Annotated in this window: 16 protein-coding genes and 1 other annotated feature; of the genes, 7 read left to right on the top strand and 9 right to left on the bottom strand. The window is 52.6% G+C overall.

The genetic code is table 11. The annotated features are described in order from the left end of the window. The first annotated feature begins 144 nt into the window (after positions 1-144). Entirely contained in the window at positions 145-1,041 is an 897-nt protein-coding gene (locus BLR64_RS22840; protein WP_090717936.1) for an AraC family transcriptional regulator, read from the top strand. A gap of 74 nt (positions 1,042-1,115) precedes the next feature. On the opposite strand, the gene BLR64_RS22835 is transcribed toward BLR64_RS22840, so the two are convergent. Continuing rightward, on the bottom strand, positions 1,116-2,819 hold the full coding sequence (locus BLR64_RS22835; protein ID WP_090717934.1) for an ABC transporter substrate-binding protein: 1,704 nt from the start codon (positions 2,817-2,819) through the stop codon (positions 1,116-1,118). A 193-nt stretch (positions 2,820-3,012) separates the two neighbouring features. Here BLR64_RS22835 and BLR64_RS22830 point away from each other — a divergent pair, with 193 nt between their 5' ends. Beyond that, positions 3,013-3,873 carry a helix-turn-helix domain-containing protein gene (locus BLR64_RS22830; RefSeq protein WP_090717931.1) on the top strand — a complete coding sequence of 287 codons (861 nt, stop codon included), beginning with the start codon at positions 3,013-3,015 and terminating at the stop codon, positions 3,871-3,873. Positions 3,874-4,028: 155 nt separating this feature from the next. Then, positions 4,029-4,261 (top strand) — a binding site (T-box leader). Between the two features lie 40 nt (positions 4,262-4,301). Next, a complete protein-coding gene (locus tag BLR64_RS22825) occupies positions 4,302-5,168 on the top strand; it encodes a GNAT family N-acetyltransferase (protein WP_090717928.1) in 867 nt (288 codons plus the stop codon). Between the two features lie 12 nt (positions 5,169-5,180). Here the strand turns inward: BLR64_RS22825 and BLR64_RS22820 are convergent, their stop codons facing one another. The 4 genes from BLR64_RS22820 to BLR64_RS22805 form a co-directional block, all read right to left on the bottom strand. Then, entirely contained in the window at positions 5,181-6,710 is a 1,530-nt protein-coding gene (locus BLR64_RS22820) for a glycoside hydrolase family 43 protein (protein WP_090717926.1), read from the bottom strand. 260 nt (positions 6,711-6,970) lie between these two features. Beyond that, positions 6,971-7,960, bottom strand: a complete 990-nt coding sequence (locus tag BLR64_RS22815; RefSeq protein WP_090717923.1) for a glycoside hydrolase family 43 protein — start codon at positions 7,958-7,960, stop codon at positions 6,971-6,973. Positions 7,961-8,731: 771 nt separating this feature from the next. Continuing rightward, on the bottom strand, positions 8,732-9,835 hold the full coding sequence (locus BLR64_RS22810) for a Gfo/Idh/MocA family protein (protein ID WP_090717920.1): 1,104 nt from the start codon (positions 9,833-9,835) through the stop codon (positions 8,732-8,734). Between the two features lie 47 nt (positions 9,836-9,882). Continuing rightward, the gene (locus BLR64_RS22805; protein ID WP_090717917.1) at positions 9,883-10,542 is read right to left on the bottom strand and encodes a ThuA domain-containing protein; all 660 of its coding nucleotides are present in this window, start codon (positions 10,540-10,542) and stop codon (positions 9,883-9,885) included. Positions 10,543-10,740: 198 nt separating this feature from the next. Here BLR64_RS22805 and BLR64_RS22800 point away from each other — a divergent pair, with 198 nt between their 5' ends. Continuing rightward, positions 10,741-11,580 (top strand): helix-turn-helix transcriptional regulator, encoded by an 840-nt coding sequence (locus BLR64_RS22800; protein ID WP_090717914.1) that lies wholly within the window; start codon positions 10,741-10,743, stop codon positions 11,578-11,580. A gap of 1,182 nt (positions 11,581-12,762) precedes the next feature. Here BLR64_RS22800 and BLR64_RS22795 read toward each other — a convergent pair. Beyond that, a complete protein-coding gene (locus BLR64_RS22795; RefSeq protein WP_090717912.1) occupies positions 12,763-13,740 on the bottom strand; it encodes a LacI family DNA-binding transcriptional regulator in 978 nt (325 codons plus the stop codon). Positions 13,741-13,866: 126 nt separating this feature from the next. Between BLR64_RS22795 and BLR64_RS22790 the strand changes: the two genes are divergently transcribed. The 3 genes from BLR64_RS22790 to BLR64_RS22780 all read left to right on the top strand — a co-directional run bounded on the left by BLR64_RS22790 (position 13,867) and on the right by BLR64_RS22780 (position 19,423). After that, positions 13,867-15,282, top strand: coding sequence for a glycoside hydrolase family 1 protein (locus BLR64_RS22790; RefSeq protein ID WP_090717910.1), 1,416 nt, complete (start codon positions 13,867-13,869; stop codon positions 15,280-15,282). Between the two features lie 294 nt (positions 15,283-15,576). Next, positions 15,577-18,150 carry a DUF2339 domain-containing protein gene (locus BLR64_RS22785; protein ID WP_090717907.1) on the top strand — a complete coding sequence of 858 codons (2,574 nt, stop codon included), beginning with the start codon at positions 15,577-15,579 and terminating at the stop codon, positions 18,148-18,150. Then, positions 18,113-19,423 (top strand): DUF3999 family protein, encoded by a 1,311-nt coding sequence (locus BLR64_RS22780; RefSeq protein WP_090717904.1) that lies wholly within the window; start codon positions 18,113-18,115, stop codon positions 19,421-19,423. The genes BLR64_RS22785 and BLR64_RS22780 overlap by 38 nt, the downstream gene beginning before the upstream one ends. Before the next feature lie 83 nt (positions 19,424-19,506). Here the strand turns inward: BLR64_RS22780 and BLR64_RS22775 are convergent, their stop codons facing one another. The 3 genes from BLR64_RS22775 to BLR64_RS22765 all read right to left on the bottom strand — a co-directional run. Next, the gene (locus tag BLR64_RS22775; protein ID WP_090717901.1) at positions 19,507-20,385 is read right to left on the bottom strand and encodes a MerR family transcriptional regulator; all 879 of its coding nucleotides are present in this window, start codon (positions 20,383-20,385) and stop codon (positions 19,507-19,509) included. A 46-nt stretch (positions 20,386-20,431) separates the two neighbouring features. Beyond that, positions 20,432-20,662: a phosphotransferase-like protein gene (locus tag BLR64_RS22770; protein ID WP_090717898.1), complete on the bottom strand. Its 231-nt coding sequence runs from the start codon at positions 20,660-20,662 to the stop codon at positions 20,432-20,434. 264 nt (positions 20,663-20,926) lie between these two features. Further along, positions 20,927-21,203, bottom strand: a 277-nt coding sequence (locus BLR64_RS22765) for an IS3 family transposase (protein ID WP_139172058.1), incomplete at its 5' end; no start/stop codon positions are given.

The raw sequence follows: 21,203 nt of genomic DNA, 5'->3' as shown, positions 1-21,203 counted from the left end.
ATGGATTATATTCATATCCGGCAAGTAGAAACGGCTACGCCGTCCTAAACAGGACGGTATCCGTTTCTGCGAGAAATATAAGGATCATTTATAACGTGAAACATACAAATAATTATATTTCAAGAAAAATAAGGAGGCCCACAAATGGCCGGCCGCATGATGCAAAAGCGTGAAGGCTTCACAGAGGAGAAGCTGTATGTTCTCCCAGATTATTGGATGAAGGAGCTGGAGCAGGAAGCGCTGACTTCCGAGCTCTTTGTAACGGATATCGGCTATTTTCCAAATGCGGAATACCATTTCCGGGAACGCCCTGAAGGAGTGCCGGCGCATATCTTTATTTTTTGCGAATCGGGCGAGGGATGGGTTGAGCTCAGGTCCGGGGAACGCATGACTGTGCGGGAAGGTGAACTGGTTATTATTCCGCCGGATACCCCCCACCGCTACGGGGCCGGAGCCGGGAATCCCTGGAGCATCTACTGGTTCCACTTCAAAGGAGACCATGCCGCCGGGCTGGTCAGCCTGTTCGGCCTGTCTGCCGGGCCGCTTGCCCTTTCCCCCAGCGGAATTGCAAGATTCACCGAGTGGTTCCAGCCTGCCTATGAGCTGCTGGCCGAACGGACGTATTCGCTGACCTCGCATGTTCATGTTGCCCAGACCACCCGGCAGCTGCTGTCCGGCATCGGGCTTAACACCAGCAAGTCGGCGCAGGAGAAGAAGCGGGAGCATTATCTGGAGCAGGCGATAAAATACATGAACCAGCACATGGAAGAATCCATCCGGCTAACGGAGCTTGCCCGGCATGTCGGCCTGTCCCAGCAGCACCTGATCCACCTGTTCAATCTGGAGACAGGGGTGCCCCCGATTGAGTACTTTCTGAGGCTCAAAATCCAGAGGGCCGGCCAGCTGCTCGACCTTACGGAGCTCAGCATCAAGGAGGTCAGCTCGGCTGTCGGGATCAGCGACCCTTACTATTTTTCCAGACTGTTCAAAAAAATGTCCGGCTTCTCGCCCTCCCGCTACCGCAGCATCCCGAAGGGCTGAGCCTTTACTTCGGATCAGTCACCCACAGACAAGGGCCCTGCCGTTAAACCGGCAGAGCCCTCTTTTACCATAGACTATTTAATATCCTTGCCGGTAAACAGCGATACTCTCGCTTTAACCAGCTCTGTATATTCCTTCTCCATCTTCTCGGCCCCGGCTTTGTTCAGCTCGGCAATGAAGTCATCGTAGATTTTATCGAATTCAGCCGAACTGGAGAGAATGGCTTCCGGAATCCGTTTGTGGACAATATCCTGTGTCTTCTGGTAGATTACCTGATAGTCTCCGTCCGTCGGTACTGGCATATTGTAGAGTGCACCCCACTCTTTTACCGGGAATTCGTCTTCGGTAGGGAACAGGTCCTTCCAGGTGGTTGCCTTATACGCGGCCAGGGACTCCTTCTCCGCATCCGAATATTCGGCCAGAATCTGTTCCGGAAAATTGGTGGTATAGTAATTATCCGTAGAATCCTTCACACCGTCTCCATAACGGACTCCAAAGATAGAATACAAGCCGACACCTGTATTTTTGGCGAAATTCCCCGCATCATTGACCTTCTGATCAAGAATATCGGCAGGCATCACCCGTTTTCCGTTCTCTATATTGTAGGTTTTGCCCTCAATGCCCCAGTTTCTCAGCACCTGGCCTTCCTCCGAGGACAGCCAGTCGATGAACTTGATCGCACGGACCGGATCTTCACAGGAGGTAGTAATGCTGATACCATAGCCGTCTACGCCGACAGCCTGCATCGCATGATCCTTATATTCCTCACTCAGGGTGACCGGGAAATGCGCGTACGTATATTCGTCTTTGCCGGCAGACTTCAGGGCATTCTCCGCATCCTGGTACTCCCACTCCACCGAGCTGAGACCGAGCACGCGGCCGCTGGAGATTTTCGCTTTGTACTGGTCATCCTTTTGCACAAAAGAGTCCTTGTCGAGCAGCCCCTCATTGTACATGTGGTTCAGCCATCGGAAATACTCCTTCTCTTCCGGTTTTTTATAGTGCAGCATCGTCTCATACGTCTCCGGATTCACATAATACTCTCCGTCATTAGCCCCGCCAGTCGTAATATCCCCCTGGTTGGTCACGGTAATCATGATCTTCCAGCCGTCGGCATTCAGTGTCATCGGGATTGTCGGCTGGCCGTCAGTCGTCGGATGCTTGGCATAATATTCCTTGAGCACATTCTCAAAATCCTTGACCGTTCTCACTTCCGGATAGCCCAGTTCCTTGAGTACCCGGTGCTGGATCTGGAAGCCATTGGTCGCATCAAATTTCTGTTCGCCTACGCCGACATTCGTCGGAATCGAGTAAATCGCTTCGTTGTCCTTACTGTATTTCATACGGTTCATGTTGCCTTCCATCACTTTTTTGATATTAGGCGCATGCTTATCGATCAGATCGGTCAGATCAATCAGGGCTTCGGCATCCACCAGCTTGCCAATCTCCCCCTTGGCGAAAATAATATCCGGGTACTCGCCGCTTGCGGCCATCATGGCAATCCGGTCCTGTCCGCCTCCGCCGCCCACATCAAATTCCGCCTGCAAGGTAACACCGGTCTTCGCTGTAATTTCTTTGCCCACGTCGTCCTGCATGTTATTCCAGTTCGGACTGGCATCCGCCCCAAAAAACGTGAAGGTCACCGGCTCCGTATCATTACCGCTGTTCCCGTTCGTGCTGTCTGCGGCGTTGTTCCCGGAATTGCTGCAGCCGGCCGATACCAGCATCAAGCCTGCCAGCAGTGCTGCTCCGAGCTTTTTCGATACCTTATGATTCATTCTGATAAATCCCCCTTTAGCTCTAATCTGATGCATAAGCTTCTTGAATGCGGTTGCAAACCTCATCGCCTGTCAGCGCTGCTCTTGGTGATGCTCTCATTTTACTCTGCGCCTTTGGCCGGATACCTTGATTTTCAGGTCATAAAATAGCATTATATAGACACGAACGCCCATTTTCCGGGAGGTACCGCCTGTGAGTAATGTCTATCTGAACTGGTTCACTACCGATGAGCAATTTCCGTTCTTTATCCAGTACGGCGGTCATGAGGAGGACATGTCGCTCCATAAGCATGCGGATTTCTCCGAGCTGGTTATCGTGCTTAACGGACACGCGACTCATGTCGTCAATGATGAGGAATCCTTTATCAAAAAAGGGAACGTCTTCGTCATCAGCGGCGGCACCCCGCATGCATACATGGCCCCGTATGATTTTAAAATCTGCAACATAATGTATAAGGCCGAAATGCTCAAATCCGCAGGCCCTGACCTCAGAACCTTGAACGGCTATCAGGCGCTGTTCGTGCTGGAGCCGTTTTACCGCAGCATCAACGGGTTCAAAAGCAAACTGAATCTGCCGATCGCCAGCCTTGAGCATGTCTCCGCCTTCATCGCTGGGATGATCAAGGAATACGAGGAGAAGCAGCAGGGCTACCAGACGATGCTCGCCTCACGGTTCATGGAGCTGGTGGTGTATCTGTCCAGGCACTATGAGAATCAGGAGGCCGGAACGGATAACAGCCTGATGCACCTGGCCAGTGCCATCTCCTATATCGAGGATCATTACTGTGAACAGATCACACTGGAGGATATCGCCGCGCAGTCACGGATATCGGTCAGGCATCTGAACCGGATCTTCCGGGCGTACTATCAGACGACTCCGATCACCTACATCCAGCGCCTGCGGCTGGAGCTGGCCTCCACGCTGCTCCGGGGAAGCAGGCATTCCATCACGGAGATTTCCTATATGTGCGGCTTCAATGACAGCAATTATCTGACCCGCCAATTCAAAAAAGCCTACGGCATGTCGCCGAAGGCTTATAGGGGGAATTCTTGATTATAGTGCTGTTACTGCAAATAATTAAAACCAGAAACTATTCTATTTGGGCTTCGCCGTGACTCCAGAGAATATTTGGACTTCCGGCCGCTGTTGTTATTTGCGTTATTGACAGAATATTGGAAATATTTTATATTGAGCTAAATTGATAATGACCACATACGATGAAGAGGACAAGTAGATACGGAAACGCCGTTCAGAGAACTGCCGGGGGGTGCGAGGCAGCGGATATCCGCATCAAAAATCACTTCCGAGCTGGCCCCCGAATAACAGTAGACGGGCCCGGTATTCTACCGTTACAAAGAAGCATCGTTGCTGGACGATGGCTAAGCGGGCGTTATGATAAACGTCAATCAGGGTGGTAACGCGGATTAACTCCGTCCCGAATGGGATGGGGTTTTTTTGCGCCGAAGAAAGGGTGAATTGGAATGCAGTTCAAGTTGTATACGGATGTGCATGCGTTTTACAAGGATACCTATGATGTGCTAATGCGTCATGAAGCGCAAAATTTGATTCCTCTTGGCAATATCATCATGGGGCATGAAGGAAAAGACAAAACAGACTGGCGTGACCCTGTTAACTGGCTTATGGCAACAATTTCGGATGACCAGGGCATACAGCTTACCGCCATAATGACGCCGCCGCACAATATTACGCTTTATGCAACAGACAACATCATTAACCCGGAAGCTGTAAGCTGTCTGATAGACGGGCTGAAAGACCGTGAAATTCCGGGTGTGACAACTGAAAAAAGTCTGGCAGAGGTTTTTGCCAAAGAATATACCTTGAGCAAGGGAATAACCTTTAAAACAGTAATGAACCAACGTATATACGAACTTACGGCAGTAAACCCGGACATTCAAAAGCCTGGTACGGTTCGGTTGCTTGATAAAAAGGATATTTCCTTTTTCCCATACTGGGCGGAAGCATTCTATGCAGCGGGGACTTATGGCAAAACTGAAATGACCATCCCGCAAGAGGCAGCCCCTTACCTGTACCGGATAGAATCGAAAAAACTCTATATTTTAGAGGACAACGGCATCCCCGTCTCTATGGCGGGATTTACAAGGGTAATGCAGACTGCTATCGGTGTGGCCTTTGTATATACCCCTCCATATGAGCGCCGGAAGGGCTATGCTACTTCAATTGTGGCGCAAATAAGCCAGCTTGCATTAGACAAAGGATTTACCAAGTGCGTCTTATATACAGACCTGGCAAATCCCACATCTAACAGCATCTATCAAAAGATCGGGTATACACCCGTTTGCGATTCGCTCCAGCTGCAATTTGAATAATTAAATGTAATTCTACCGGCTGTCCTGCTGCTCTGACGGCTCATAATCGAACCAGTCAAAAGCTGCCGGAGCGGATTGCCCGTCAGCGGAACCGGCAGCATACATGGCAATAAATACGCCGGTGAAACCTCCTGCAACCTCTGTACTGAGCAGGTGCGTCTCGCCCCAGCCAAGCTCTATCGTGCTGCCTTGTGCTGTCTGCAGTGAAGCAACTATTTGCTTAGGAAAAGCCCGGACCTTCAGCTCAACGGAACCTTCCGGACAATCCCAGGCTTGTTCTGTCTGCAGGGACCCGATGGTTTTACGGAAAATGGCCTTTTTGCGGCCCTCTACTAGTGTTACGGCGAGATCATAATGATGCTTTTCGTTCATGAAGACCGTTATTCCGGCTTCCTCCCCCTCGTGCTGCGGCTCATACTCCATCGCAGCCGCGATGCTGCAGGAGAAATGGCTGAGTCTGCGGCCGATAAAAGCCGGAGCACCGGCATCACAAAGGCCGGTCTTATGCCCGTGCAGCACCAGGTAACCCGGCCGCTCCTCCAGGGACCAGCTGCCTTCCAGGGGATTGCGCAGAAAGGTCCAGTCGAAGCCCAGCTGTTTCTCGTTGAAATCGTCTCTGACCTGAGATTCCGGCCAAGGAGTCAGAGGCAGCTCAGGCGCTTCCATCTGCGGATCGATATGTGTATCGCGGCCGAATACCGGCCACCCCTCTTCTGTCCATGTGACAGGAGCCAGATAAACCTCGCGGCCCAGATGATGTGCCTTCGGATAGGCAACCGGCCTGATGCCAAGGCATACCGCCCACCAGCTGCCGTCTTGCGTCTCGACCAGATCGGCGTGTCCGGTAGCCTGGATGCTGCTGTCCATACTCCGGTTAGTCAGCACCGGATTGTGGGGACAGGGCTCAAACGGCCCGTATGGCTGCCGGCTTCTCGCAATCGTCTCCATGTGCCCGTATTCGGTGCCGCCTTCAGCGATCATGAGATAATACCAGCCGTCGATCTTGTACAGATGCGGGGCTTCCGGATGTGCGCCCCCGGTGCCTCTCCAGATAAACCGGCTCTCTGTCAGCATGGCCCCGGTTTCAATATCGATCTCACACTGGTAGATGGCATGTCCCTCAGTCCCGTTACACGACGACTGGAAGTATACGCGGCCGTCATTATCGAACAGAAGGGAAGGGTCGATGCCGCCCTGCTTGACCGGAACAGGAGCTGACCACGGCCCTTCCGGATTCCTTGTTTTTACGTAGAAATTACCGACTCCACTGACGTTGGTAGTGACCATATAGAACCAGCCGTCATGGTACCGGATTGTCGGGGCATAAATACCGCCTGAGCTCCACGCATTTCCCAGCGGCAGCTGCTCAGGAGTGGTCAGGCAATGGCCGATCTGCCGCCAATGAACCAGGTCCTTACTATGAAAAATCGGTACCCCCGGAAAATATTCAAAGGTACTGGTAACCAAATAATAGTCGTCATTAACCCGGCATATGCTGGGATCGGGATGGAACCCGGGGATTACGGGGTTGCTGTATTGCATCGGCTGCACTCCTGTCCATTTGCTTGGTATTGTGTTTTTATTGTAACGGTCGGCGGCGGCATGAAACCTTAAGTTTCAAGTCATCAATTAGGAGAATACGGACATCCGGCTTACTGACGAATCCCGTCCTGGAATGAAATCGCAGCGTACAGAGCTTCTTCTTATCCAGCGGCTCCCATCCCCTTTTTCCTAGCAAAAAGCACAAGACCCTCTAAGACACTGGTTCTTGTGCTTTATTTTGGCGCTATAAGGGGTAACTGTTATTCTCCGGCAGGGTAGGGATCGATCGTCTGAATGGTTCCATCCTCGTTATACTTCAGCTCCGTATATTTCACGCAGCGCTTGTGGTTCACACCTTCCGACAAGGAGCTGTCATGATAGAACAGGTACCATTTATCCTCAAACTGGACGATGGAATGGTGCGTAGTCCAGCCGATAACCGGCGTAAGAATAGTGCCTTTAAACGTAAATGGTCCAAGCGGGCTGCGGCTGATTCCGTACACCAGCTTATGTGTTGAGCCTGTTGAGTAGGACAGGTAATAATAGCCGTTATATTTGTGAACCCATGGTCCTTCAAAATATCTTCTGTCCTCGTCACCCGCAGTAATTGGACTACCGTCCTCGTCGATGATCGAAATCTCCTGCGGCTCAGCTGCAAAAGAGAGCATATCCTCGCTTAGCTTGGCTACGCGCGGCCCGATTGCCGGCTGGTCTGCTGGCGGCCCTTCGGTCTGCTCTGGCTGGAAGGTGCCGGTCTGCCACTTCTCCAGCTGGCCTCCCCAGAGTCCGCCGAAGTAAATATAGGCCTGATCATCCTCATCCACCAACACTGCAGGGTCAATGCTGTAGCTGCCTTGGATATAGTCGGGCTCAGCCTTGAACGGTCCGGCCGGAGTCGGTGAGGTGGCTACGCCGATCCGGAAAATGCCGTCCTTGTCCCGCGCCGGAAAGTACAGATAATATTGGTTGTTCTTGTACGCCGCATCCGGCGCCCACATCTGGGCCGAGGCCCATGGTACATCCTTCAGGTGAAGCGCTTCGCCATGGTCCACAGCAGGAGAATCGAAGTTGTCCAGCGACAGTACATGGTAATCCTCCATCTTATACTGGTCACCGTTATCATTATCCGGGCCGTCGTGATCGAGGTCATGTGACGGGTAGATATAGATTTTATTTTCAAATACATGGGCCGAAGGGTCGGCCGTAAAAATATGCGTTACGAGCGGTTGGTTAGGTTTGACACTGCTCATGATTATTGACTCCTTTAGGATTATAGTTTGGCTTTGAGCCAGGAGATACTGTAATTAGGGCTTGTCTGTACTGCTAACTTACGTTAAATCCGGCTTCAATGCTGCCGGTCGGGGTTATTCTGGAGTTACATTGTTGTTTGTGTCAACCGGCGGATAATCTCATCATATTGCTGCTAGCGCATGCAGCGAACTACTTCAAGACCATTTCATTTTACTCTCATCGGTTGTCCTGTCCTATACAGAAACTAAAGAACTTACCACCAAAAATTATGGATAATGTGCAGATGTGGTAGAAAAGTTCGCAAACCGGCCGCTCACAGCTCCATTAGTGGGATTTTTCCCTCTATTGCCTCGCAAACCGGCAGTTCACTGCTACATTAGTGGGATTTTTCCCTCTATTGCTTCGCAATCCGGCCGCTCTCTGCTCCATTAGTGGGATTTTTCCCTCTATTGCTTCGCAAACCGGCCGCTCACAGCTACATTAGTGGGATTTTTCCCTCTATTGCTTCGCAATCCGGCCGCTCTCTGCTCCAATAGTGGGATTTTTCCCTCTATTGCTTCGCAAACCGGCCGGCCGTAGTTACCGCGCCCCGTTCCCGCTCAATTTCCCGCCGCGCCTGCGAGGGAATCAAGCGCCGTGCCCTGTCTTTCCCATGCGGTAGAGCACATTAACCGGCAGAGGGCGTCTGCTCCAACTCCGCCTCCGTCAAAAAAGATCTGCCTGCAGCCCCCAAAGGAGCTGCAGAGAAGATCTTCAATAGTTTATAGCATCTAGCTAATGTAGCCTTTGATCAGCCCGAGCGGCAGCGGTCTTGGCTGCTCGCAGCTGGTGGCGAGCTCTACGTAGCGCTTCGTATCCGAGCTGGTGTGGAAAGCGTGCATGATCTCCAGCACGTGGTTGGCCAGCTCGCCGCCTGCACGCGGACGATTGCCGCTGGTGATGCAGTCCGCAATGTCCGCTACGCCAATTCCCCGGCTGTTGACCGCGTAATTATGCACCAGCGGGATTTCCATAAAGCCGGTGCCTCCAGCCGGCTTCAGCATAACGGGCCCGCCGAAGGTATTCGGATCGGGAACAATCAGCGTTCCCCGGGTGCCATAGATTTCGATGCGCGGCAGCGTGCTGTCCCATACGTCGAAGCTTGTAATCATAGTGGCTACGGCGCCGCTTGCAAACTGCACTGTACCGGCAACATGTGTCGGCACCTCGACATCAATCTGCTTGCCGAATTTTTTCTCGCTGGTAATGGTCCGCTGCGCAAAGGAAGTCTTGGTCATGCCAGCCACCGTTGCAGCCGGACCCATGAGCGATACGAGTGCCGTGAGATAATAAGGCCCCATATCGAACATCGGCCCGCCGCCTGCCTGGTAATAAAATTCCGGGTCCGGATGCCAGCTTTCATGCCCGTGGCAGACCATGAATGCAGAAGCGGCCACAGGCTCGCCGATAAATCCGTCGTCAATCAGCTTGCGGCAGGTCTGAATACCCGCGCCCAGGAAGGTGTCCGGGGCACAGCCGAGCATCAGCCCTTTTTCTGCAGCCAGCGCAACCAGCTCCTGGCCGTGCGCAAGCGCAAGCGACAGCGGCTTCTCGACATAGACATGCTTGCCGGACAGCAGCGCCTGCTTGCATACGTCGAAATGCCCTTTTGGTGTAGTCAAATTGACGACAATCTGAATGTCCGGCGAAGCGAGAAGCTCCTCTGTAGTCCATACATTCGGCACGCCGTACTTCTCCGCAGCCTCTTCTGCCCGTTCTCTGAACACATCTGCACAGGCATAAACCTCCGTATTGACGAACAGCTTAGTCAGATTCTCAAAATAAATTCCGCTTATATTTCCGCAGCCGACAATCCCGACTTTTACTTTATCCAAAGCAATCCCACCTGTTCATTGTTTGTTTAACCGAGTATCTGCCGCAGCTATCTTGCCGCCCACACAAACCCTCTGCGCATGAGCTCCTTCGCTTCCGGAATGTCGAAGATATCCGCGTGATGGCCCAGAGAATTATAAAATACGCGGCCTTCGCCCCATTTCTTCGTGTACACAACCGGTACGGTAATTACGCCATTGGCGGAATGTGGACCTTCGCTGATTGGAAAAGTTGTGGTTGCCAGCACGTTAATGCACGGATCAACATGCAGATAATACTGCTCCGACTTCACTTTGAAATCCTTGATTCCCTCGATAAGCGGGCTGGAGCTCGATTGCACCATGTTCACCACATAGTCCACCCCGTCATTAAACGGATGGGCTACCCATTGCGATCCGGTCATAAATTGCCATTCCACACTGTTGCGGAACGAGTCACACATCCCGCCGTGGCAGCCTGCCAGCCCTACACCGGATGCTACCGCCTTCAGTACAGGCTGAAGCTGCTCATTGCTGATCTCGCCCATGGTCCAGATCGGAACGATCAGACTGAGGCCCAGCAGCTTTTCCTCATCCTTGAAGCTGTCCAGCGTGTCGGAAATTTCCACCTCGAATCCTTCAGCTTCCAGCAATCCGCCGAAAATCTCCGATACCTGCACCGGCTCATGACCGTCCCAGCCGCCTCTTACAATCAGTGCTTTTTTAGCCATTTCTATATGCTCCTTTACAGCCGAGTTATGGTTGTATAAATAATTCAATCTCTACTGTTCTCTTGCTCCATTCCATTGTAATGCAAGCGCTCTCGGACGGCTCGTCATTTTCATTGTCTGTATGGTCATTTTTTGCTATTATCTAATAAAACTTACCGGCAGCACCCATCCGCGTGCCTGCTTCCAAAGGAGCACTGTATGAAGGCTTTTCACGAAAACCGTATGTATCCTTCCCATTTGCCGTTCAGCTCCTGGCAGGTGAGCAATATCAATTTCCTGGCACATTGGCATACGGATCTGGAGTTTGTGTATGTACGTGAGGGGTCCATCCGGATGGGCATTAATCTGGAGAGCCGTGTGCTGCATAAGGGGGATATGGCTTTTTGCAGCAGCGGAGACATTCATTATTACGACAGCACTGGCCGGGAATCGGTCATTCAGCTGATTATCTTTAACCCGCAGCTGATCGCTAGCCCCGGCGGCTGGCCGAAGGATGTGCGGCTGACAGACCCTTTTATTTGCACAGGCGGCCAGGATCAGGCAGACATTGAAGCCACAGGGAGGGCCGACATCCCCAGACTTATGCTTCAGCTGGAACATGAACTTAATAATCAGCTGCCTCATTACGAGCAGATCATTACCGGCCAGCTGAATGAGCTCTGCGGACTGCTGCTGCGCCATCTCCCCTGTGAGCCCGCCGATCAGAAAAAGGACATGCGGCGGATGAGCAGCAGGAAGGTGATGCAGAACGTGCTCGATTACCTGGAGGATAATTATGCGGAGGTCATTACGCTGGAGGATGCGGCCCGGCAGGCAGAGATGAGCCTGTTCTATTTCTCAAGATTCTTCAAAAGCACCACCGGCATGAGCTACATCTCCTACCTGAATCACATCCGGGTCAACAAAGCCGAAGAAATGCTGCTGAACAGCGACAAGCCCATTATCGACATTGCCCTGGATTGCGGGTTTACCAATGTCCGCACCTTCAACCGGGTATTCAAACAGTTCAGGAACAATACGCCGTCAAGCTACCGGTGAGAACGGCCGCAGCGTCTTAGCAGGTCGGGAATACCTCAGTCATGACTTCGCATGGAAAGGCATTATATCACATCGTGCCCAGCCGGGACATAACACCGCTCCGACCTCTGCCCTGACACGGAACGTATCTGGCAGACATGGAACGTATCTGGCAGACACGAAGCGCATCTGACAGACACGGAGCGGATCTGGCAGACCTAGAACGCATCTGGCAGACACGGAGCGCATCTGACAGACACGGAACGCATCGGGCAGACGCGGAACGCATCGGGCAGACAAGAAGCGCATCTGACAGATACGAAGCGCATCTGACAGATACGGAACGTATCGGGCAGACACGGAACGCATCGGGCAGACGCGGAACGCATCGGGCAGACACGAAGCGCATCTGACAGATACGGAACGCATCTGTCTATCTGGAACACACCCGCCAACAGGCTGCCGTAACTCCCCGCCAAGCATTTAGTTTGATTTTCGCCACCTAATTCTGCCGATTTCTAACTTTTCCATCGATTAGTTGGATAATCGACACTTAATTTAGCCTAAATTCCTCCTACAGGGCGGAAACAGCCGAATTAAGTGGCATTTTTCCCACTAATCTCTTCTGCCCGGCAGTTTACCCGAAATTAGGTGGCGAATTTCCACTTAATGAAGCAGCAAATCCCTGCGCTTCTGCTCATACAGCCGCAGCCTTCTGCTCATGCCGATTTAATCGTTAAGAATCTCTCCTACAGATTTCCTCATTCAGAATCTCCTCCACAACTTTCTCATTCAGAATTTCCCTCTACAGATTTCCTTCTGCTGCAGCTCCCACCTATAGCACCTATAGCAAATTTCCTCTCCTACAACCAGGTTGACCTCAAACAAAGTACAACCTGCCCCATCCTTAATCCGCCGCATGACCAAAAACTCCCCTTCCTGCTCCAGGCGGTCTCTTTGAGAGCAACCTTTTCTTCATGTTTCTATACAAAAAAAGAGCTCCCAGCCCATCATCTCCATGACCAGCCGGACAGCTCTTTCTTCTATCTCCCTTATCCAATCTCCCGCCTCACTAGGCAACACAGCTCTCTACTATCTCCCTCCCCCACTTGCCCGCCTCACCAGGCAACACAGCTCCCTCTCCTATTTCCCCTGCTTAATCACCCGCTGCGCCAGAAAGTACAGCAGCTTCTTCAGCATCCCTTACGTAGTCGCCCGCTGCACCAGGCAATACTGCAGCTTCTGCTGCGGCTCGCACGCACCGCCGAGCTTCGCAAGCAGCAGGTGGAAGGCATTTTTCGCCTGATCAGCGATCGGATTATAAATGGATGTAATGCCCAGCGTATGGGCAAGCTCTGTATTGTCGAAGCCGACGACGGCCAGATCCTCCGGCACCCGCAGCCGCCGGCGGCGCGCCTCGCTGACGATGCCTGCCGCCACCAGATCGTTGGAGCAGAGAACGGCATCCGGACGCTGCAGCGGATCTTCCACCGCCAGCATCTCCCGGACCAGCTCTTCCCCTTGCCGGATGGAATGAATGCCGGTGCGGGACCACTGCGGCAGCTCCGCTAATCCGTGCCTACGGGCCGCATCCTCATAAGCCTCAATCCGGCCCAGCGTATTGATGCTGCTCGGCCTGCCATAAGCGTTAGCGATGCGCGTGCGCCCCCGGCTAATCACATGCTCAAGCCCCAGCGTATAACCGTCATACTGGTTCATTGCCACCGACGCAATCTGCGGATTCTCCATCCGCTGCCAGGAGACAATCGGCCCGTATTTGCAGTAGCTGCCCAGCAGCGCAAGATCGTTGACACAGGTGCTGATGACGAGCGCATCCACTCTTTTTCTGCGCATATCCTCGAACGCCTGCAGCTCTTTTTTCGGATCACCGCTTGAGGTATAGATAATCGTCTGATAGCCGTACTGGCTGGCCGTCTCCACAAAGCTGTTCAGGAACGGCAGCATCACCTCATTGATGCCTTCCGTCACCATCCCGATCTGCATGGTCTGCCCCTTGGACAGGGAAATGGCGTTGCCGTTGGGCACATAGTCCAGCTCCTCCATAATCGCCAGAATTTTGTCACGGGTCGGCTGGCTTACATGGCGGGACTGGTTCAGCACTCTTGATACGGTGGCTTTGGAAAATCCCGACAGCTTGGCGATTTGCTCAAGATTCGACATAGCTCTCTCCTTATTTTCACAAAAAAGTTCTTGACATGTAACGCGTTTCAACATTTAGCATGCAGCTATAGGACATATTAATAGCTTACCATAACTCTTACTACAACTATAAAAGGCGGGATTTAAATGACTGTAAAATTTCCTGAAAGCTTCCTGTGGGGCGGTGCAGTAGCAGCCAACCAGCTGGAAGGCGCATATAATGAAGACGGCAAAGGCCTGTCCACCCAGGACGTGGCCCCGCAAGGCATCAAAGGCCCTATCACCGAAGTGCCTACCGAAGATAATATGAAGCTGGTCGGCATCGACTTCTACCACCGTTACAAGGAAGATATCAAGCTGTTCGCCGAAATGGGCTTCAAGGTGTTCCGTACCTCCATTGCCTGGACGCGGATTTTCCCGAACGGGGACGAGCTTACGCCTAACGAAAAAGGCCTGCAATTCTACGACGACCTGTTCGACGAATGCCACAAATACGGAATTGAGCCGCTGGTGACCATCTCCCACTACGAGACACCGCTGCATCTGTCCAAGCAATATAACGGCTGGGTTAACCGTGAACTGGTCGGATTCTACGAGCGTTATGCCAGAACACTGTTCACTCGATACAAGGGCAAAGTGAAGTACTGGCTGACTTTTAACGAGATCAACTCCATTCTGCATGAGCCGTTCATGAGCGGCGGCATTTACACCCCTAAGGAACAGCTGAGCAAGCAGGATCTGTATCAGGCCATCCATCATGAGCTGGTAGCCAGTGCAACGGCAGTCAAAATCGGACACGAGATCGATCCCGATGCCCAAATCGGCTGTATGATCCTCAGTATGCCAACATACCCGCTGACTCCGAACCCGGACGATGTGATCGCAGCAATGAAGTCGGAGCATATGAACTACTTCTTCGGCGATGTGCATGCGCGCGGCGTATACCCGGGCTATATGAAACGCTACTTCCGTGAAAATGGCATCGAGATTCATATGGAGCCGGGAGATGCGGACATCCTGAAGCATACGGTAGACTTTATCTCCTTCAGCTATTATGTAAGTATTTGCGAAACAGGTGATGACAACAGCCGCAACCAGACGGAAGGTAACCTGTTCAGCGGCGCAGCCAATCCATACCTCGAAGCAAGTGAATGGGGCTGGCAGATTGACCCGCAGGGCCTGCGCTACGTGCTGAATATGTTCTACGACCGTTACCAGAAGCCGCTGTTTATCGTGGAAAACGGACTTGGCGCGAAGGACGTGCTGATTACAGGCGAAGACGGTGTGCCGACGGTTAACGACGATTATCGGATCAAATATTTGAATGACCATCTGGTGCAGGTAGGCGAGGCGCTGGAGGACGGCGTTGAGATTATGGGCTACACTGCATGGGGCTGTATCGACCTGGTCAGCGCATCGACGGCAGAGCTCAGCAAACGTTACGGCTTCATTTATGTGGACCGCCACGACGACAATACAGGTACGCTGGATCGTTACCGCAAGAAATCCTTCTACTGGTACAAGGACGTTATTGCTACTGACGGCCAGAGCCTGCAACGTTAAATCTCCTATGTATAAAAATAAACCGCAAGCCCTCCATAACCTGGAGGCTTGCGGTTTTTCTGGCTTTTGGCTGCAGAGCAGCACAATCTATCTCTTGCTGTCATGATGACTAAATTCAGTGTAAAGTCAGGGACGCGTTTCATGTCAACCATGTAAATTAAGGGTAATAAACGGTAATTCGTCCGCTGACACGTGTAAAAAAAGGAAGATTTTTCCGTATGACCTATAGTAGAATGGAAACATTAAGATGCAGCACAACATTCTGATTATTCACTAAAGCCAATGGGGGCGCTTATGGAGCAATTTAAAGATCGTCTTAGATCCATAAAAGAACAGCAGGATGCACTTGCCGCCGAATACCAGGGCCTGGTCAAAGCCTATGAGGGCAGCGATCTGGTCAATGAAAATGAGCTGCTCAAAAGAAAAGCGGCGGCCGTGGAGCAGGCCCTGGCCGAGGCTGACGCACAGCAGGCCAGGCTGAAGCAGGAGAATGCCGAGCTGCGCACAGCGCTGGCCGAGCAGATTCTGGATGAGAAGCTGGGCATCCTCAAGCTGTCGCGGCAGAAGCTGCATACGTATTTCGCTGCGCAGAGTACCGGCCAGCATAACCGGCTGACCGCATTCGAGGTGCGGACCCGGCAGCGGATCACCGAAATGTACCGGAAGGCAGACCGGCTGCTCAGTGGGGACAGCGAGGAGATCCGCAGAATGCTGGATGAGCTGTCCGTCAGGCTGAGCGAAGGCATTCACCGCCAGCGGGAAGCCCTTCGGGCGGCTGAGCAGCCGCTGGCAGCAGAAATGGACAGCCGGCTGGATGACTTCGCAGCAGAGGGAATCAGCGAGGAGACCATTCAGCGGCGGCGCCGGCAGAACCGGATCGAGATGAAGATCGGACTGAACTGGATCAACTGGCTGGGAATCCTCCTGCTGATTCTGGCTGTCGGTGCAGGCTTCAAGTACACCTACTCCAACTGGTTCAGCGGGTATATGAAGGGCAGCGCTTTTTTCCTGCTTGGCGCGCTGATGCTTGGCGGCGGGGAATGGCTGTTCCGTAGGGGCCGGGGCACCTTTGCGCTCGGATTGCTCGGCGGCGGGATATCCGTCCTGTACGGCTCTGTGTTTTACAGTTATTTTCTGCTGGAGATTATCGGCATTTATACCGGGCTTGGCCTGTCCGTGCTCATTACGCTTACGGCTGTGCTGCTGTCGCTCCGCTATGAGTCCAGAACGATCTGCTCGCTGGGGCTGGCCGGGGGCTATCTGCCGCTCTTTTCCTATATAGGCGCGTTTGGTTTAGAAGGCTCTGCCGTCTATGCAGCTATGGGTTATCTGTTCCTGCTGAATCTGCTGATCCTGATGATCTCGCTAAGCAAGCGGTGGATTGTGGTCAATTACATCAGCTTTTTGTTCAACACGCCTTCGATGCTGCTGCTGATTGTCATGTCGGACAGTTACGGCATCAGCATGTTCTATTCTATTCTGACCTTCGCTATGTATCTGGGCATGACGCTGTGGTACCCGTTCAAGTTCCGGACCAAGCTGTCCTGGTGGGACTTCGCGCTGCTTGCCTGCAATACACTAACAAGCTGTCTTGTCCTGTACGTGCTGTTCATTGATGCGGGTCTCGGTGCTTACAAAGGGGCACTTGCCCTGGCCTTCTGCCTGATGTATCTCGGTCTCGGGCAGCTGCTGGAGAAGCGGATGTCCCAGGAAAAAGAGAGCATGGTGCTCTTCTATTCTACCGCGCTCACCTTCGCCGTCCTGATGATTCCGTTCCAGTTCGGCGCTGTGTGGTGGTCGATCGGCTGGCTGATCGAAGCGGTTGTGCTGACAGTATACGGCCATTTACAGCGCGTCAGGGCTGTTGAACGGACCGGCTGGGGCATTCTGCTGCTGTCGCTGGGCATTTTCTTCTTCGTCGATGTACTGGTGCAAGCGTCGTCCGCCGCTCCGCTGATTCTCTATAACCATTCATATTTTGCGCTAAAATACACCTTTATCACGGCAGGGCTGCTGATCGTCGCGCTTCTCTATGCGATCCGGCATACCGACCGTGAGGTTGTCCTGGCCAGCACTCCTGCCGATATGCAAATCGGAATCTGGTTTAAATATGCTGCGGTGGCGAACCTGTATGCCTACCTTATATATGAAGCCATGCATCTCTACGATCTGTATGTGCCGGCGGATTTCACCCGCGCTTCGTTCTACAGGCTGCTGCTGGCGGCGCTGCTGACGCTGGGACTCGCTTATGCGCTGCCGCGGATCAAGGTACTGTACGATAATGTGATCGGTTATATGGTTTATTTCCTCTATGCCGTCGGTTATGTTATCGCTGTGGGACTCACCTTCGGCCAGCATACCCTGCAGGCGGACTTCAGTGATAATACAGCCACGGATTATATCGCCTTCGGGCTGCTGCTGCTGTTCAATGTGTTCGTCTGGCTGAATGGGGGACGGCTCCTGAAGGTGCTGCTCAGACGGGAATACAACAACGCCGAGCTGTATCCGGTCATTATGGGCGTCTATCTGCTGGCTGTCGTTACCGCCTTCCTCGGCGTACAGCTGCGGCAGACGGACGGCGGGCTCGTGTACAGCGTCACTTACCTGCTGCTGGCGGTGATGTTCATCATGTTCGGCTTCCGCCAACGGTATGTGTATATCCGGCGCTTCGGGCTGGGCCTGACGCTGCTGGCTACCGGCAAGCTGCTGCTCTACGATCTTCAGCTGCTCGGCACAGGCAGCAAAATCATCGCCTATTTCAGCTTCGGTGTATGTCTGCTGGGTATCTCTTATCTGTATCAGCGGGTGTCGGCCAGAATGGAGGAAGCTTATGCACAGACGGAACAGGCTGCTGCGGATCAAGAGTAGCGCCGCGCTTCTGCTGCTGGGCGCGCTCAGCCCGTTCGCACTGTTCTCCGGGCAGCCTCTGTCTGCCTCGGCTGGCGGAGTTACCGGCGGGGCTGATACGCATCCCGAATGGAAGTACTCCAAGGTCATTGTGCTTCCGGGACAGACTCCCTACGCGGAGCTATACCTTGATCCAGAGGTATATGCAGGCGCAGCGGATGATCTGCGCGACCTGCGGATCGTGGACAACTCCGGTACCTTTATTCCTTTTTATAAGGAGAGCAGTGAGGAATTCTCGGAGGAGCAGCTTACAACCTACTCCGCTACGCTGATTCATAGCGCCAAAAAGGACGCCAACACCCTGTTCGATTACAAGGTAACCCCGCTGGCTGAGAATGTTGACATTCAGGGCAACCGGCTGGAATTCGGGCTGCCGGATGTAAACTTCCTGCTTCATACACAGCTGCTCGGCAGCTATGACGGAGTGGCTTGGGAACCTTTGGCGGAAGAGGATTTGTATAATGTGAACGGACGTGTGCAGAGCAGCATCGAACTGGGCGCAAGCTATAAATATGGCTATTACCGGCTGATCGCCAAGAACAATGCAGAGAATCTCCACTTCCCAACCCTAACCCTGCTGCGAAGCACCCGGGTGACGCATACGGATCATTTCAGACAGCAGCAGGATGCCGTTTACGAACTTCAGCAAAAGGACCGGCAGACAGAAATGATCATCCGGAATCCGGGCAGGCTGAACATTTCCGGGCTGCAGCTGGAGATCGGCGGAAGCGGCAGCTTTACCCGCAGTTTTGAGCTTTATGACGGCGAAGGCCGCCTGCTGGCTGCAACAGGCGGCGGAGAATTATACCGGCTGGACTTTAAGGATACCGAAATTGCTTCGACAACCATTATCCCGGCCAGGGCTTCGTCTGCCTCCCAGCTGCGGATCGTCATTTATAACCAGGATGATGCTCCGCTGCCGGTTGAGGGGCTTAAGCTGGAATATCTGCTGGACCGGCTTGTTTTTGCCGCTGAAGGCGATCAGCCGCTGCGCCTGCTCTACGGCAATGCGGAAGCCGCTGCGCCGCAATATGATATTGTAAACTTCAAGGATTACATTGCCGGTGAAGGCAAAATGCTGGCCGGACTCGGAGCGGCAGAGCTCCGTCAGTCACCTGCAGCGGAGCCCCAGCAGACCAGCTGGTTCCAGGGCAAGACCGGGTTCAACATCGTGATTATCGCTGTGTCTTTGCTGCTGATTGTCTTTCTGGCCCGGAAATTGGGGCGGAAGTAGACTTTTGCCGGTGCATTCTTCAACAGTACAAAAAGATACCTCAGGGCCATCCCCGCAGGTATCTTTTTCGTGTCCAATGGTTGCTACTTACGTTTTACCAATTGCCAAAGCTCCATTCCGGGAGAAACCGGCACTTCCATATGCTCATCCGCATAGAGCTCAGCAGCCAAAATATCCGTCATGGTATATTCCGAACCCGGCAGCCATTTGCTGTACAGATGATCATAAGCGCCTTCCAATGCAGAATTGGTGAGCGTTTCCTTGTCAACGGCCTCAAAGGCCACCCGTGCATACAATCCGGCAGGTAGGGTAAAGCTTCTCATCCCTCCTGGAATTTCACTCAAGCCTGTAACCTGCATGCCCATCATGTAGGTTCCTGAGCTCATATCCGGTTCGCATTCACATACCAGGCCAAAGCATGTGGAAGGCACCGCCTGATGCGGTATCCTTTCGGTCTCGTCGTTACCATAGAAATTGCTGATCAGCTGCTCAATGATCCGCTGCTTTTCCTCATAATTGTTGTAGGGCACCGTTGCAGCACAGCCAATAATATAGAGCGGGTCCTTCCGTTCAAATACATCCACTTTGTATGCTGTTGAAATTTCCATCGGCTTAAACAGCTCCTTTCCGTTGCTGATTCTTGTTTGGAGAGCGAGAAGTTCCTGCTCGATGACGGATAGGAGGCGTCCCTCCGATCGTACTGCTGTCAGGCGCGCCTGAACGGACCCGGACCACAACCGGGGCTCAGCATCCAGAAGCATCCGAATGTCCTCAAGGGAAAAGCGGAGTCTCCGAAGGTACTGGATTTGCTTCATCCGCTCACGCTGCACGTCTTCATAGAAGGCATAACCATTGTCCGGATCAATGCCCGCCGGCTCCAGAAGTCCGATGTCCCTGTAGTACCTTAGCGTTTTTTTGGATACCTGAAGCATTCCAGCAAACTGCCCGATTGTGTAACCCATTGTTCTCACCTCTGACTAAAGCTTAATGCGTTCCCCAAGGGCACAGTCAATAGCCGGCTGCTTGCATTGCCTGAATAATTCTTGCCACACAAGACTCGGTGCCCTCAGTAAAAGTATCTACCTCGACATCATACACTTCTTCCTTATGGACGAACGCCAGCTGCTCCAGTGCCTGTCCGATCCGCCCATCTCCCCGTTCCCGTTCTCTGCGCGCAAGCTCTTCCGGCGGACAATACACACCGATCCGCAGCACCGGATAACCGGCCATGCTTTCCATAAAATCTGCTCTGCTGGAGGCATCAGGCTTCGATTGATGCTGAAAAGGCGGCTGTTGTGTCCACTCGCTTCATCCTCTGCTATTTTTATTGGCAACTCTGCTCTGAATTGCAAATTTCACCCACAGTAAACAATATAATATAGAACCGGTTAACACGGATGCCTAATTGATCACCTTCAAGCATAGATCCGGTAGCTCCAAAAGAAACAGCCCAAGCCATATGAAGTGACCCCTGTCAAGTAGACAGTAAATAAAAAGCAATATTTAAGCAGCCTGAGTTCGGTATTCATAGGGACTCAGGTTGTTTAGTTTCGTTTGGAAACGTGCATGGTTGTAAAAGCGGATATATTGCTGCACAGCATGCCTCACCTGCTTAGCAGAGTGAAAGGAGTGGAGGTAGAAACACTCGGATTTAAAATGACCGAAGAAGTTCTCCATACAGGCATTGTCCCAGCAGTTACCCTTTCTGGACATGCTTGCCTTTATCTCATATCGCTCCAGTAGTTTACTGTATTGGCGGCTAGTGTATTGAAATCCTTGG

It is taken from the genome of Paenibacillus typhae (assembly GCF_900099765.1).
Taxonomy (GTDB): Bacteria; Bacillota; Bacilli; order Paenibacillales; family Paenibacillaceae; genus Paenibacillus_AQ; species Paenibacillus_AQ typhae.
Note: the sequence above shows the minus strand (reverse complement) of the source record. Positions and strands in the feature narration are given on the sequence as shown.

Coding starts and splice junctions, on each gene's coding strand:
- BLR64_RS22780 (WP_090717904.1), top strand. CDS start 18,113: ATGCACAGACGGAACAGGCTGCTGCGGATCAAGAGTAGCGCCGCGCTT.
- BLR64_RS22805 (WP_090717917.1), bottom strand. CDS start 10,542: ATGGCTAAAAAAGCACTGATTGTAAGAGGCGGCTGGGACGGTCATGAG.
- BLR64_RS22775 (WP_090717901.1), bottom strand. CDS start 20,385: ATGGGTTACACAATCGGGCAGTTTGCTGGAATGCTTCAGGTATCCAAA.
- BLR64_RS22825 (WP_090717928.1), top strand. CDS start 4,302: ATGCAGTTCAAGTTGTATACGGATGTGCATGCGTTTTACAAGGATACC.
- BLR64_RS22795 (WP_090717912.1), bottom strand. CDS start 13,740: ATGTCGAATCTTGAGCAAATCGCCAAGCTGTCGGGATTTTCCAAAGCC.
- BLR64_RS22770 (WP_090717898.1), bottom strand. CDS start 20,662: ATGGAAAGCATGGCCGGTTATCCGGTGCTGCGGATCGGTGTGTATTGT.
- BLR64_RS22835 (WP_090717934.1), bottom strand. CDS start 2,819: ATGAATCATAAGGTATCGAAAAAGCTCGGAGCAGCACTGCTGGCAGGC.
- BLR64_RS22815 (WP_090717923.1), bottom strand. CDS start 7,960: ATGAGCAGTGTCAAACCTAACCAACCGCTCGTAACGCATATTTTTACG.
- BLR64_RS22785 (WP_090717907.1), top strand. CDS start 15,577: ATGGAGCAATTTAAAGATCGTCTTAGATCCATAAAAGAACAGCAGGAT.
- BLR64_RS22840 (WP_090717936.1), top strand. CDS start 145: ATGGCCGGCCGCATGATGCAAAAGCGTGAAGGCTTCACAGAGGAGAAG.
- BLR64_RS22820 (WP_090717926.1), bottom strand. CDS start 6,710: ATGCAATACAGCAACCCCGTAATCCCCGGGTTCCATCCCGATCCCAGC.
- BLR64_RS22790 (WP_090717910.1), top strand. CDS start 13,867: ATGACTGTAAAATTTCCTGAAAGCTTCCTGTGGGGCGGTGCAGTAGCA.
- BLR64_RS22800 (WP_090717914.1), top strand. CDS start 10,741: ATGAAGGCTTTTCACGAAAACCGTATGTATCCTTCCCATTTGCCGTTC.